General features: G+C 29.8%; 16 protein-coding genes and 1 tRNA gene. 4 read left to right on the plus strand and 13 right to left on the minus strand.

The genetic code is table 11. The features are described from left to right. Window positions 1-72: 72 nt before the first annotated feature. Entirely contained in the window at window positions 73-981 is a 909-nt protein-coding gene (locus V8G69_RS01650) for a hypothetical protein (protein ID WP_394879962.1), read from the plus strand. 10 nt (window positions 982-991) lie between these two features. On the opposite strand, the gene V8G69_RS01655 is transcribed toward V8G69_RS01650, so the two are convergent. The 10 genes from V8G69_RS01655 to V8G69_RS01700 form a co-directional block, all read right to left on the minus strand. Continuing rightward, the gene (locus tag V8G69_RS01655; protein WP_394879963.1) at window positions 992-1,909 is read right to left on the minus strand and encodes a protein kinase; all 918 of its coding nucleotides are present in this window, start codon (window positions 1,907-1,909) and stop codon (window positions 992-994) included. Continuing rightward, on the minus strand, window positions 1,909-3,636 hold the full coding sequence (locus V8G69_RS01660; RefSeq protein ID WP_394879964.1) for a DUF262 domain-containing protein: 1,728 nt from the start codon (window positions 3,634-3,636) through the stop codon (window positions 1,909-1,911). The genes V8G69_RS01655 and V8G69_RS01660 overlap by 1 nt, the downstream gene beginning before the upstream one ends. A 109-nt stretch (window positions 3,637-3,745) precedes the next feature. Next, complete coding sequence (locus V8G69_RS01665) at window positions 3,746-4,189, minus strand: JAB domain-containing protein (protein WP_394879965.1); 444 nt, start codon at window positions 4,187-4,189, stop codon at window positions 3,746-3,748. A 169-nt stretch (window positions 4,190-4,358) separates the two neighbouring features. Continuing rightward, entirely contained in the window at window positions 4,359-5,474 is a 1,116-nt protein-coding gene (locus tag V8G69_RS01670) for a VapE domain-containing protein (RefSeq protein ID WP_394879966.1), read from the minus strand. Between the two features lie 427 nt (window positions 5,475-5,901). After that, on the minus strand, window positions 5,902-6,192 hold the full coding sequence (locus V8G69_RS01675) for a hypothetical protein (RefSeq protein ID WP_394879967.1): 291 nt from the start codon (window positions 6,190-6,192) through the stop codon (window positions 5,902-5,904). 37 nt (window positions 6,193-6,229) lie between these two features. Continuing rightward, entirely contained in the window at window positions 6,230-7,210 is a 981-nt protein-coding gene (locus V8G69_RS01680; RefSeq protein ID WP_394879968.1) for a DUF3871 family protein, read from the minus strand. Further along, window positions 7,188-8,075, minus strand: coding sequence for an AAA family ATPase (locus V8G69_RS01685; protein WP_394879969.1), 888 nt, complete (start codon window positions 8,073-8,075; stop codon window positions 7,188-7,190). The genes V8G69_RS01680 and V8G69_RS01685 overlap by 23 nt, the downstream gene beginning before the upstream one ends. A 110-nt stretch (window positions 8,076-8,185) precedes the next feature. Continuing rightward, window positions 8,186-8,530: a hypothetical protein gene (locus V8G69_RS01690; RefSeq protein WP_394879970.1), complete on the minus strand. Its 345-nt coding sequence runs from the start codon at window positions 8,528-8,530 to the stop codon at window positions 8,186-8,188. Between the two features lie 195 nt (window positions 8,531-8,725). Next, complete coding sequence (locus tag V8G69_RS01695) at window positions 8,726-9,196, minus strand: hypothetical protein (RefSeq protein WP_394879971.1); 471 nt, start codon at window positions 9,194-9,196, stop codon at window positions 8,726-8,728. Between the two features lie 68 nt (window positions 9,197-9,264). Continuing rightward, a complete protein-coding gene (locus V8G69_RS01700) occupies window positions 9,265-9,732 on the minus strand; it encodes a lipocalin family protein (protein WP_394879972.1) in 468 nt (155 codons plus the stop codon). 114 nt (window positions 9,733-9,846) lie between these two features. On the opposite strand from V8G69_RS01700, the gene V8G69_RS01705 reads away from it, so the two are divergent. The 3 genes from V8G69_RS01705 (at window position 9,847) to V8G69_RS01715 (ending at window position 11,089) form a co-directional block, all read left to right on the plus strand. Further along, window positions 9,847-10,074, plus strand: coding sequence for a helix-turn-helix domain-containing protein (locus tag V8G69_RS01705; protein WP_394879973.1), 228 nt, complete (start codon window positions 9,847-9,849; stop codon window positions 10,072-10,074). A gap of 187 nt (window positions 10,075-10,261) precedes the next feature. Beyond that, window positions 10,262-10,411, plus strand: coding sequence for a PspC domain-containing protein (locus tag V8G69_RS01710; protein ID WP_394879974.1), 150 nt, complete (start codon window positions 10,262-10,264; stop codon window positions 10,409-10,411). Between the two features lie 285 nt (window positions 10,412-10,696). Beyond that, the gene (locus V8G69_RS01715; protein ID WP_394879975.1) at window positions 10,697-11,089 is read left to right on the plus strand and encodes a hypothetical protein; all 393 of its coding nucleotides are present in this window, start codon (window positions 10,697-10,699) and stop codon (window positions 11,087-11,089) included. 11 nt (window positions 11,090-11,100) lie between these two features. On the opposite strand, the gene V8G69_RS01720 is transcribed toward V8G69_RS01715, so the two are convergent. The 3 genes from V8G69_RS01720 to rseP form a co-directional block, all read right to left on the minus strand. Next, window positions 11,101-12,294 carry a site-specific integrase gene (locus tag V8G69_RS01720; RefSeq protein WP_394879977.1) on the minus strand — a complete coding sequence of 398 codons (1,194 nt, stop codon included), beginning with the start codon at window positions 12,292-12,294 and terminating at the stop codon, window positions 11,101-11,103. Between the two features lie 195 nt (window positions 12,295-12,489). Further along, window positions 12,490-12,563 (minus strand) — tRNA-Asn (locus V8G69_RS01725). Window positions 12,564-12,639: 76 nt separating this feature from the next. Beyond that, on the minus strand, window positions 12,640-13,986 hold the full coding sequence (gene rseP / locus V8G69_RS01730) for an RIP metalloprotease RseP (RefSeq protein WP_394879978.1): 1,347 nt from the start codon (window positions 13,984-13,986) through the stop codon (window positions 12,640-12,642). Between the last annotated feature and the right edge of the window lie 33 nt (window positions 13,987-14,019).

Raw genomic sequence — 14,019 nt, forward strand, 5'->3', positions numbered from 1 at the left:
TTTATAGATTTACTATTTAGATTTTACTTAACTTGATTTATTTTTTAGAACAAATAATTAACAATTTTCAAAATGCCAAATAGATCTGATTCTGCTGGAAAACTTCATCAATTTTATACATCAAGACATTTAAAAAATATTTTTCCAGATTCACATTATTTTTCTCCATTGAATAATCTTGATCAGCATTTTGTACATTCCATACAATTCACACCCATAGAGATTAAATCATTAGAAAAGATTGGAAGGTTTAGTGCTAATATTATTAATGATGAAATTAATGAGCCTTTAGTTAAAATTGAAGACATTGGAGTAAGCTCTGGGGCTATTGGCTTCCAAAATACTGATGATATAATTGTAACGTCAAAAAGCAATGAGCGATTTGCTTTTTCTTTGAAATGTGCAAAAAATTTGAGTCAAATTTTATCTAAAAATATGGGAGCCAGAAGTTTATTGTTGAACTATTTTAAGGCTCCTAAGGAACAAAAGGAATTCAATGAAAATATGGATCTTGCGTATTTAGAATTTTTAAATTCAATTTTAAAAACAAGGCTCAGTTCAATATCCTTAGCAAAAAAGTATATTAATGACCATGCTATTGAAAACGGCCTAACAAAACCTAGATTTAGTGATTCAATATATCCTTTGGCTAACACTTATAGAAATAATTTCTTAAATACATTAAGGGAGAATCTTTTTATTAATTTAAGTACAATATCCAAAGGTCAAATTGCGACAGCATCAAATTTTATTTTAGACTCAGGTAAAAATCATATATATGCTTCTTATGAAAGAAATAAGGAAAAAGCAATTTATTATAGCATTTCAAAAAAAAATGAAAGTGACATTCTAGATATTATAAAAAGAGGTAACGATTCTGTCTCTATAATTTTAAAAGATTATTCAGTAGGTTTCAGATTTAAATTTGAAAGTGGAATAACAAGCTCAATAAAATTGGTTGGAGATTATAAAAAATCTTAAAATTGATTTTTTATAAAACAAACCCATCAATGTCTAAATGCTTATTAGCAGTTTCTTTTAGAACTCCATCAAAAGAGTCTAATAGTTCTTCTAAATCACCTCTATCTTCAGGATTCATGACCAGCATTTTTCTAATTATGTCCTTAATTAATTCACCACTAATTCCAGGAACGTTACCAATTTCTTCTAACTCTACTTTATCTAATTTATCATTGCAACGTTTTAATGGATTTCTACCTGTAAACATTTTAGCTGCTACTAATCCTAGTTGAAAAATATCTGATTTTGTTGTTAGTGATTTTTCTTTTTTAGCATAACTAACCAAGTCAGGTGTTCTATAATACTTTGGCATACCTGGCCCATCACTTTGTTTCATAAAATTCCCATCCTCGTCTAATGCTTTAGGGTCTAAATCACGCATTAGACCAAAGTCACCTAACACGCATGAATAACCTTTTAGAAAAATATTTTCAGGTTTTATGTCTCTATGAACAATTTTAGGGTTTCTTCCATCTAAATGTTGTAAAGCAGATAGTAGTTGGGTTATATAAATTAATTTTTCCATCAATCCTAACCTATTGTTGCTTAATCTTTGATCCAATCTATCTGGAAAATAATCGGCAACTACAAATGGAACATAATCTTTTAAAATGGTAGAATAGTATTTTCCTTCACAATAAATTTTCATTATTGCAGGATGAGTAACTTCAATTAATAAGCTCTTTTCCTTGTTAAACTGTAACAGCCTACCCTCATCATTACTTTTTAAAAAAAACTTAATAGCAAATAGCACCCCTTTTAATGTACCTTTTGTTGCCATTGCAAGATACACCTGACAATTACCACCTTCCCCTAAAAATTGTATTGTCCTAAATGATTGTCCATCAGTAGAATTTACAGTGATATTATTTTGAATTAATCTTCCCACTATAATTTAATAATTTTCCAAATTTTAGTGGCAATTTCTGCAAAATCATCTTGTCTTTTATTTAATATATTTAAATTATAAGAATCAAGTGATAGTAATTCTGAAGTTGTTGTGAACCCAACATTTTTTATAGCCGTTTTAAAAGTTTTGAAATCAGTAATTACTACTTTACTATTTAATGATTTATTAATTAAGACAAAGTTTCCTAATCTACTTATGAGATTTGGGACTGATTCAAATTCTTTATGATTTACCCAAGTACTGTTATTTGATTTTGGATATATATGGGTAATATTTACATTTGATTCTGCCTCTAAGTAGCTTTCTAATTCATTCCAATAATCTAAATAAATCCTTTTACTGTCCTTTTTACTGAAATCAATAGCTCCAATAAAATAAAGTGTTCTTTTTAAATTAGACTCAGAATGTCTTGTGAAATCTTTTTTAAATTCTTCATCTGAAGGCATAATCTCATTAATATTATCAACAAATAATTTTGAATTTACAGACTTATTACTCGAAATCAATTTTGATAATTTTGCAGCGTTTTGTTCCAACAAACCTGTTCTCTTTTTACTAATACTTTGAAATCTTATTGTTAAAACCAATAAATTCCACAAAGCAAATTCCATGGTTTTAACCTCTAGCTTTCTTAAATTGATACAAGCATAAATAACTGGTCTAACTTGTTTAGCCTTAAAAAGAACTAGCATTTCAACTAAATGTCTACAATAGGGAGAATAATTTTGCCAAAATTCATGTTTGGGTTCTTCAATTGCAGCATAAATTTCAGAACCAGTGAATAATTCTTTGGCTAATTCTAACGCTTTATCTGATCCAGCAAATTTATCCTTTAATGATGGAAACAGTCTTGATTTTCTAATTAATCCATAATTTCCCATCCAAAATATTCTCAAAAAATCGTCAGCCTGATTTTCTCCTATATTGGATTTCATTTTTATCCAATAATCAGTAATTAGCTCGTGATTCTTCGAATCAGAAGTACCATAAATATAATTTTTAACTAAATCTAAAGCGGACAAATCCTGGCCTCTTGTATTTAAAGTTTCAAATACTACATATGCGTCTGATTCATTTGCTACCTCAATTGAAACCACTAATACATTTTTGTCTAAATATTCAGTTAGAGTATATAATCTTTTTAGAGCAGTATCAAAAGTGTCATTTCTAAAACTCCATTCCTTTATTCTTTCTAAACATATTACAACAGCATTTATAATTAATTTATTTGACTTACTCTTCTCTTTTCTATGCAATTCTTTCAGTTTCTCAACTGTATTGTATTTAATTACAGCTTCATCAAATAAATCTTTGTTTTCATAATTCAAGGTTAATCTAGAAACATATTCACCCCCTAAACTTCTTACAGCTAAAAAATCATTGGTTACTTGTTGGGCATCTATAGCCATATTATTTTCTACCATTATGGACCTAATTGCAGAAAACATAATACTTGCAGTTGTAAGTCTTTGTTGACCATCTAATATGCCCCATTTTCCATCGAATGGTCTAGTTAAAACAATGGATCCAAGGAAATAATTTGAATATTCCTCATCAATTGCAAAAAACACATCCTCTAAGAACTGTTCAACTTCTGATTCTTCCCATGAATAATTTCTTTGATGTAACGGTACTTGCAGCATCTTATTTTGAGAAATAATTTGCCCAATACCGTATGTGCTAGAGTAAAATAAATTGTTATCCAAAAATTTTAATTTTTTAAATGAAAACTAAAATAGTGAAATACACTAAGACTAGTTAATTTTTTAAGGTTTAATTTATATTTTACATTGAGATAACCATCAACCAATGAGACTATTCCATTGTATTGGTAAAACTATAATACCCTTCTCTTGAAATTATAAGGTTGTCCAGAACATTTACGTCCAAATATTCAGCAACCTTTTTAATCTTCAAATACAAATTCTTATCGGCCTCACTAGGTTTTAAATTACCGCTAGGATGATTGTGAGCTAAAATGACACAACTTGAAGCTGATTTGAGTATAACTGCAAATAGAAGCTTTATATCAACCACAGTTCCATGTATCCCTCCTTTAGATAGAGCATAGACTCCTAATACCTCATTTGCTCTGTTAAGTAACAAAACCTTAAATTCCTCATATAATTCTATTGAATCCATGTTCCAGTTATTCAATAATACCTTATAAGCAGATGAACTGTCCTTTATAATGGCGCGTTCTTGTTTTAAAACAATAGGGCTGTATTTAAGCTCTATTTCTGATATAATATTTTTCATGTTTTAGTTAGATTTTAGGACTTATAGTTCCTGTAGATAAAAAAAGGACAGCTATTAGCCATCCTTTTAGATATAATTTAATATGTTAATGGGAGGGTAGGAAGGTAATTTTCTTAAACTTTTTATTTTTAAAATATGTTTGTAAAAACTACTTACCTACCCACCCTTTTTAAAGTTTTAACTTCACAACCTTATAGCCTCTCTTGACCTTTTCAAATCCCATTGCATGTAATTCCTTTCCAATTGTATTGTTATTTAAATTATAACGTTTATTGTTGGAATTATCATTTATGTAATCAATAATGTCCGTTGCGGTTAAAGTTTCTGAAGTTTCATTTGCTTTAGGAGCTCTAAAAAATTTCTCTAGAAGTTCTCTTTCTTGACATTTGTCGACAAATACTTGATTGTTTGCCTCAATTCTCTGGGTATCCTGCTGGTCAAAATAATACTTAAAATTATTATTATTAAACATTACTAAGGCTTGTGCAAACAATAAGTCAATATCTACATTTGTCTGATAATTAATTTTCAATGCTTTAAAAACCAGAAATCTCCTATTTCCAGTTGTATCAGTTAATATATTGACGTTGTTTGTTGACCCAATAAATGATGCCCTTCTAATAAAGTTCTCGTGGAAATGTCCATAAGCTTTTCTTAATTCATAATTAGGTTTAGTAATCATTTCTTTAAAAGCTTCCACATCCTTTTTATTAAAAGTTGACAGTTCATCCATATGAACTATCAAATTCTTTGATAGTTGCATTAAATCGTCCTTAGAATTTGGATTTATAATTCCAGAAAAATAGTATTCCTGCAATCTCTGAGGTATTAATTTTACAAACCAACTACTTTTTCCAATACCTTGTTGACCACTTAGTATCAGGACAGTGTGATTCACTATTTTACTATCAATAGAACAAGCCACCATTGCAACAAACCATTTCCTAAACGCCCATCTAAAATCTACGTCATTATGGGTTTGTATAGTATTGCAAAAGTTACCAATATGATCAACTTGTCCATCCCATTTTGGCAAAGAGTTGAAATAATCTTCAAACGGATTATACTTATTAACAAAATCCGATTTCAATAAATCTGCTATATTTTTCTTTGCAATTTTTATGTCATTATGATGCAATTCCCTATAGAGTGAGTTCAGGTCGTATTCGTCAAGTTCTATAAAATTTGTTGTATTTTTTAGTTTAAACTCTGTTTTACTTGTTACTACATTATACTTAAAATTATATTTTTTGTTTAAATAATCTTCTGTTCTTCTTAGACTCATTTTTTTAGTCTTATATAATTAGGAACCTAATTCTATGATTTCTGCGTCATTTGCCAGATTCCATAAGCGTACTGTATCCTGTTGTTTTAGGATATTCAGCTCTACTACTTTCAACATCGTTACTGATAGTAGAATTTGACTAATTTGAAGTTTCATTATTCCATATTTACTTTTTTAAAAAATTATTAAATGTTCAAGCAAGTCAATTACTCGCAAATAGTTACAATTAATATGTAAATATGATTTTAAATAAGAAGTACAAAAGCTATTTAAAAAACCTTGAGAGGGTTCACTTTTGAAATTACATTGCTATATTTTAACAATGTCCCAGTTTATTCCAACTGCTTTCAGCAAAGGTAAAGGTATTTTAAAATAAAATCCAAAAAAAAAGTAAAATTAATAAGCACATAATTATATAGCCCTTTTCTCAATCAAGTACTATAATCTCAAAATGAAAATAGAAATAGGCACGTCCTTTAATAATGTAGACAGTAACCAATTCCAACGTTATTTTAACTTCATTTACAAGAACAATTTGGTATTTTTTTAAGTTGTCAATATCATATTTTACGAGGACTTCAAAAGGACAGACCAATAATTTGAGCTTGTTTTCATAAGTGACCACATAGAGTTCTTTTGGAGAAGAATAGCGTAATAGTTCCGCTAGTTGTTTTTCATCCATTATTAGGGTGATTTTTATCAAATTGAACGGTATCATACATTTTAATAAAAAGGCATAATACCGCTATATTAAATTATTGTAGGAACCAGTTTCTAGAGTTGTTTTCTATTGAAATACCTAGTTCTTTTACAAGCTCGTATGCATTTACATTCCTATCTAAAAGATTATCTATATAGGATGACTTGTTAGCTCCTGTAAAGAGATTGTAGAGCTTCCATAGGTTAATTGAACCATCTTTATCCCTTTTAAAATACCTGTCATTGTAATAATCCTTAACAACCGTATTTATCTGGCTATCATTTAGGGTGAATGGAAATACTTCCTGTTTTTCACGCTTATCCAAATGTTGGTACATCCTTGCCTTACCTATGAAATGAGCAAACTGCTTTTCAGATAGTTTAAACCTACCCATACGTTCCATATTCTCAAGATGAGATTCTTCATTATAATTAAGAAATAATTGGTCTGTGTGCTGTTCCAGTTCATTTATAGAACCTATCCTGATATCATCAGCAACACCATCTGTTGAAACACACAGATTGGTACACACTTTATTTTTAAACCCAATAAATACCTTGAATTTCTCTAGGCTCTTTTTAGAATAAAGATTTTCCTGTGATAATGATCTTACTCCACCTATGCTCAATGACAGTTCATTTCCATTGATTGTTTTTTTCATCTGTAGGATGTGTATTAAAAATGCACAGCGTTCATAATAAATGGTCTTTTCATGTTCCTGCAACTCCTTAGCTGGTTTGCCTATAGCTGATGGAATCCTGCCTTTAATAACATGGCTGACCCTTATTTCTGGTTCTTTGATAATGTAATCGGGATATCTAGACTGTACTTGTCTGTAAAGTGTATCTACAAATTGGTAATGACTTATAGTGGATTCATTGTCCTTTGAGAATACTGGAATGATACAGTCGTTTTTAAGATGTTCCAATGATACTGCCTTAGTATTGGCTTCAATAAAACTACTTAAAGGCTTATCAATGATTTCATTATTTAAATGAATCATCTGTTTGGGGTCAGGATTTGCTATGAGTTCCATTTTGTTGGGTTTTAGAGGGGTTAACGATTTCTTTTTTGTCAATAATTTGATTTGATACATTGTCAAGTATAGTTTTACGCTCTAGTATCAAGGGATGTATTTGCTGTTGTAAACTGCTGTATTTGTTATACAAATGTTTTAGTCCTTCTAGGGTTTCACATGAGTTAATTTCTTCTTTAATCTCATCAATGGAAGTTCCCTGCTCACACCAGTCCCGTATCTTTTTGCCTGTACTAGCATTAATTAGGAACTCTGGTTTATTAGAAAATAATTCAGTTCTATCCTTACTGGCAACAGCAAAGTGTTTAATGTCTAAATCAAATACTAAGGTAAATTCATAGTCTACCCCATCTCTCTGTACTGCCTTAAGTCCAACCTTTTCTGGAATAAATTTGCCATCTTTTTGGTTCAGCACGTAATCCTGTTTGGTTCTCATGGTAGCAATGATATGAGCATCTGCTTGTAATATCTTGTCTACAAAAGCTTTTTGTCTTGGAGTCACTTTATTCCAATTGGTAAAGCTATTACCTGGTAGTTTGGAGTGAAAGTCCAATAATTCATCCCATACTTGTGAGATTGAATCTAGGATTATAACATTCATACCTGCTTTTAGACATACATCTATAGCTTCAATATACTTTTCAGGTGTAAAAGGAGGGGTTAATGAAATTACATTGTACTGCCCTAAGTGTGCGTATAAATCTGCACTACCGTTCTCACTATCTATAATGGCCACTTTTGAAAAGTCTCCATCTATTAATCCTTTGGCAAGCATTAAACTAGAATATGTTTTACCACTTCCAGCACTACCCTGCAAAGCCATTTTTATTTTGGATCTTCTTCTTTCTGATTTTCTTAATTCCATAATTTGAATCTTTACGGTTTATAATTAAAATTGTTATGTTCTGTAATGAGTACATAAAAAAAAGAGCCTCATTTCTGAAGCTCTCTTAAATTGTTCTGTAGTTGATTTGGTTATGCAACCAATTCTTTTTCAACCACGTTTTGTTTTACTATGGTTTCATCTTCACCAACATATTCAAATCGATGTGTTAGCGTAACGACTTCTCCACTTTCAGGAATGTCATACTCATAGGGTTCTGTTTCAACCCTTTTGATACTTCCTGGCAATTCTGTTCCCTTTAGCATCTCACATGTTTCCTTGTCAAATGTACAGGACACTGTAGCTTTTCTAGCTGTTAGGTATGTTCTACCTGTTTCCTTGCTTTTTACAGCTTCCAATCCACCTTGAACTTGAAGTGCATAAAATTCTTTCCCATCTTCTGTTAGATAGGCTTTGTAGTTAATCACTTTAACCATAGTTTTAAATTTTTAGATTAAACAAATAGGAAATGCACCCGGGAGTACATCCCCATTTAAATCAGAGTGGGGTTGGTCTTTTAGGTTGTGTCACGCTCTCAATAAAATTCAATCTGAAAAAAAATTATAAATTTTATTTTTTCATCTGGTGGAACTACCAGTATAAGCTATTGTTATGAATTCTAAGAAGTGCAGTTAAATTTTAGTTTTTAATGTGTAGGTTTTATCATTGTTAACTATTAGTTCTTTTACAACTGAAGTCCAAAAAAATTCCCGATCACTAAATTTTTTATCACATTCTTCAAGAGATATAACAAATTGATTACTATCTATCCGTCTGAGTTTAGGATTTCTATATATTTTATCGGAATCATAAAATTCATAATGATCTTTCAAGTAATTTAAAGCATCTGAGTCATATATAACAATCTTGCTATTTTTATCTCTTTCCAATTCAAATTTTTCCTTCCAGACTTTATCAAAATTCTCTCTCAAATTAGATAAAGACTCTTTCAGTTCTTCATTCTTTTCAATTAGTTCTTTATTTTCGGTTGCTACAACGAGTAAAGAATCTCTTTCTACTAATAGCTCATCGTATTTATTTTGTGGAACTCCACAGCTAAATAATATTAAGCTAAATATTATTAGTTTAAATATTGATTTCATATTTTAATGGTTTAAAGGTTGTTATATTAGGATATAAGGCATTTAACTATCCTATTTTATGATACTTGCTAATTAACTTTTTGAAAAACATATACTTCACTTTCTGTTGAGTTTGCATCCGTATCAGCGTCAATCTTTAGAGATGTTGCTGTCAATTCTAAAATTAAATAGTCACCAATGGTTCCATTGTCAACTTGACCGTTTAGTGTGACCTTTAAGATGTTATCATTTATGATTTGCCAATTCCCTGTATTGTCAAATTCTAGTTCACAGGTTGAGGTGGGATAGTATCCTGTTTGTGCAAAGTTCCCATTGGATGAAAATGTAGTTCTTCCAGTTTGTTCGCAATCACTAAAGTTTTCAGTAGTAATCATTCCATCTGAATCTGTATATATGGCTTTAATAGGCTTCCAAACTCCTTCTATTTTAGTATTTGTATTATTGTTATCATCTGTAGGACTATTAGAGCTACATGCTATTGAAATTAGTATTAATGTTACAATTACTAAAGTCGATTTTAAAAATTGATTTTTCATTTTATAAGTTTTTAGGTTAATTGATAGATTTAGCATCTATCAAATATAAATAAAAAGTTATGATATATCATAACTATATGAATGTGAATTATGGACACCTTGTTGTATCTTATTATGACAGATACAGAAAAGGCATATTTATATACAATTGGCAGGAATATTGCCAGATTAAGGAAGCAAAATAAATTCAGTCAACTTGATGTTTGTGCTGAAATAAAAATGGAAAAATCCAATTTGTCTGCAATTGAAAATGGTCGTCAGAATGCTTCAATATTGACTCTAAAAAGAATAGCTGATACTATTGGTGTTGATGTAGGTGATTTTTTTATTCCTAAAAGCTAGAATCTTAATAGATTCTGAAGTAATTTAGATTTCATACTTAAAAAGCAAATCTAGCCGCTCCCCTTTAACCTGTTCATTTCCAAACTAATCCTCTTTTCAACCACTTTACCATACTATCTTGAATAGTCTGCATCATAGAACAACCTTAATTGTTTATATTTGATTCATAATTAATTAAAATAAAATTATGATTTTAGGAGTTTCAGAATGGTTAAGCGGTAAATTAGGGTGGAAAACTTCAAATATCCGCATTGCTTTTGTTGTATCAGTATTATTCTTTGGAGTTGGCATTGGTCTTTATTTAATTCTTTGGTTAGTTAAAATATTTTCAAAATAAGAGTAAAGGAAAGCTAACTATTCTCTTTTAACTTCTCCATCACCAAACTAATCACTTTGAACAATCTTGTCATTATTGTTTTGAGATTTTTTCAAATAAAAGGCTCACTTAATTCCTAAGTCATTTGGAATCTTTGTGATTTTATTTTTTGCTCTTTGCATACAACTAATAATGTATTCCTCTTCATATTTAAGGACAAATCACTTTTTAAATAAGGAAATATTAAAATTAATATAAGTATAAATGTATATTTACTTTAAACTATTTTAGAAATAAAAATTATTTATGAAAAATTTATATGCCTTAGTTTTTATATCAATTTTGGTCTTATCATGTTCTAGTGACAATGGTAACGATGATAATATTATTGGAAAATGGCAAATTATAGAAAGATATGAATCTGGAGTATCAGTAGATATTGGTTGTGGTGAATATTTCTATAATGAATTTAATTCAAACCACAATTTTGTTGGGGGATATATTGATTTTGACTCAACACCAATAGATTGTAAAGAGAATGCCAATTTTACATCAGAAAAATGGAGTAAAAAAAGTGACAATTTATATGAAATCTATAATTCCTTGAATGAAGTTAGATTAAGAGCTTATTTTGAAGGTGAAAATTTAGTAATTGAATTTGTTGAGCTACCTTATAGGCTAGTCCATAAAAAATTGTAATAAAAGGGAAGCTAACCACTTCCCTTCAATCTATTCATCTCCAAACTAATTTTCTTTTGAACCACTTTACCATAACTGTCTTGTGTTATTTTCATACTACTATGTCCCAATAATTCACTCACAATTTCCATCGGCACATCATTATATAATAGAACAGTTGACGCAAAAGTTCTTCTAGCCATGTGTGTAGTTAGATTCTTTTCAATACCACTAATGCCTGCTATTTCCTTTAGATAAGAATTATACTTTTGGTTGCTAATTCTTGGAAAAATCATTTTATCTTCATTTTGGTAGTCATCTAAAATATATTCAGCTTTAGGCAATAATGGTATGGATAATTCCTTAGAGGTTTTATCACGCTTTATCTTAATCCACAAATTACCATCAAAACCTTTTACAATATGTCTTTTTTGAAGCCTCATCAATTCATTATAAGGCAGTCCTGTATAACAGCAGAATACAAATAAATCCTTGACAAGTTTTAATCTAGGCTGTGTAAACTCATGTTTCTCCAATTCAGAAAGTTCTTCTGGTGATAAAAACACTACCTCTTTGTTAACACGTTTGGATTTATAAAGCAGAAATGGGTCAACTTCTAAATACCTTTCTGAAACAGCCACTTTAATGGGTTTCCTAAAGCGTTGAATTCCTTTATTAATAGTAACCTGTTTTTGTTTCTTAACTACTTTAAGGTAATACTCAAAGTCATTTAAGAACTGTAATTCAAGTTTTTTTAGAGGGTAATCATTGGTTTTGAACTTCCATTTAATAAAGGCTTTTACGTCATTTTTAACGTACTCAAATTTATTATAGGTGATTTGTTTTATATCAATGCCTATAAGCGTTTTAAGCTGTTTTAAGTAACGTTCAAAGTATTCAGCCACATTGTATTCTTTGGTCAGTTTTTCACCTTTATAAAGCCTGTAGATATCTTCAACATTAAAAATTTCTTCTTTAACTTGAAGCAATAAAAAAGCCTTATTAATTTTTGTTTTAATAAGGCTCAGTTGTGTGTTGATATAATCACTATCAGGCTCTGGTGGTTTAACCTGTTGTTGTTTGCAATCCCAGTTTTTTGGGTTTATAAATAATCCTGTAGAGAATTGTTTTCTTTTTTTTAAAAAAGTAATTCTACATGTAATTCCGCAAAGCCTTTTGTTGTTGACTTTATGTTTATTTATAGTAAACAATATATTTAGTTTCATGGTTGATTTTTTTGAGTTAAAAAATGGGAGTCTTTTTGGTTTTAATGGGAAACCTAATAGGAGTCTTTTTTGGATAAAAAACTTGTCAAAGTTGACAATTTGAAGAAAATGCAATTAATGCATATAACGCAACTATTATCAAGAGTTGTCGCATAAAAAAACCCTACTATTTCTAGTAAGGTTTTTGTTGTTAAGCTCCCCCTCTTGGGCTCGAACCAAGGACCCTTTGATTAACAGTCAAATGCTCTAACCAACTGAGCTAAGGAGGAGTGTTATCTTTTCGCTTTTGCGAGCGCAAATATATATATATTTTTAATTACTGCAAATATAATATTTAAAAACTTTTTAATTAAAAATAGCTTTAAAAATATCGTTGCCATTAGCAAATAACACTAAAGCTATTAATATCACAAAACCAACCATTTGCGCATACTCCATAAACTTGTCTCCCGGCTTTCTTCCAGAAATCATTTCATATAATAAAAACATCACATGCCCTCCATCAAGTGCGGGTATTGGTAATAAGTTTAATACTCCCAGCATAATGGATAAGAACGCTGTGATGCTCCAAAACACTTGCCAATTCCAAAAATCGGGAAAAATATCGTAAATGGCTTTAAATCCTCCAACACCTTTATAAGCTCCTGTACTTGGAGTAAAGATAGCTTTAAATTGGGTAATATAAGAATCTACTTTTTCATAAGCTTTATTTAAACCTACAGGAAACGACTCAAAAAAACCATATTCTTTGGTTTCAAATTTATAATACCCTAAGGCTTCTAATGTTTCTGGAGTTGATGATGCAGCATATACCAAACCTAATTTACCATCATTATTTATAGTTAATGGCAATGTTGTCTCTTTTTTATCTCTTAATATTGTGGCTTTTACTTGTTGTCCTTTTAACTTCTCTAAAGCGCTTTTAACTTCATCGGCATATTTAGTTTTATAATCATTCAATCCAATAATTATATCTCCTTTTTTAATGCCGCTATTTTTGTTCTGAGAAGAATCTGGTACTTCTACAATGGCAAAAGGTATTCTTAAATCTATAATTCCTCTTTCTTTGGAGTCAATTAATTGAGATAAAAAATCTTCAGGAAAAGTAATTGTTGACTGTGTTCCGTTTCTTTCAATTGTAATTTTTTTACCAAAAAGAACTTTTTCAGTTATTTCAGAAAAGGTTTTAATTTTACTGTCATCAACAGCTATAACCTTATCCCCTGTAAATAATCCTGCTTTGTTAGCAACTGTACTTTCAATTAAAAGACCATCTTTAATATTATCATTAGGTAAAAATTTATCACCATAGTAATAACTCATGCCTATATAAATACATATTGCCAATATAAAATTAACTGTAACACCACCTAGCATAATAATTAAACGTTGCCATGCTGGTTTTGAGCGGAATTCCCATGGTTGCGGTTCTTGAGCCATTTGCTCTGTATCCATGCTTTCATCAATCATACCAGAGATTTTTACATAACCTCCTAATGGTAACCAACCAATTCCGTAAACTGTATCGCCAATTTTCTTTTTAAACAAAGAAAACTTTACATCAAAAAATAAATAAAACTTTTCTACTCGCGTTTTAAAAGCTTTTGCAGGAATAAAATGTCCAAATTCATGTAAAATTATTAGTAAAGAAAGGCTTAATAAAAATTGAGATATTTTAATTACAAACTCCATATGTATTCTGTCAAATTTTTATAATCGCACAAA

It is taken from the genome of Gaetbulibacter sp. M235 (assembly GCF_043876835.1).
Classification (GTDB): domain Bacteria; phylum Bacteroidota; class Bacteroidia; order Flavobacteriales; family Flavobacteriaceae; genus Yeosuana.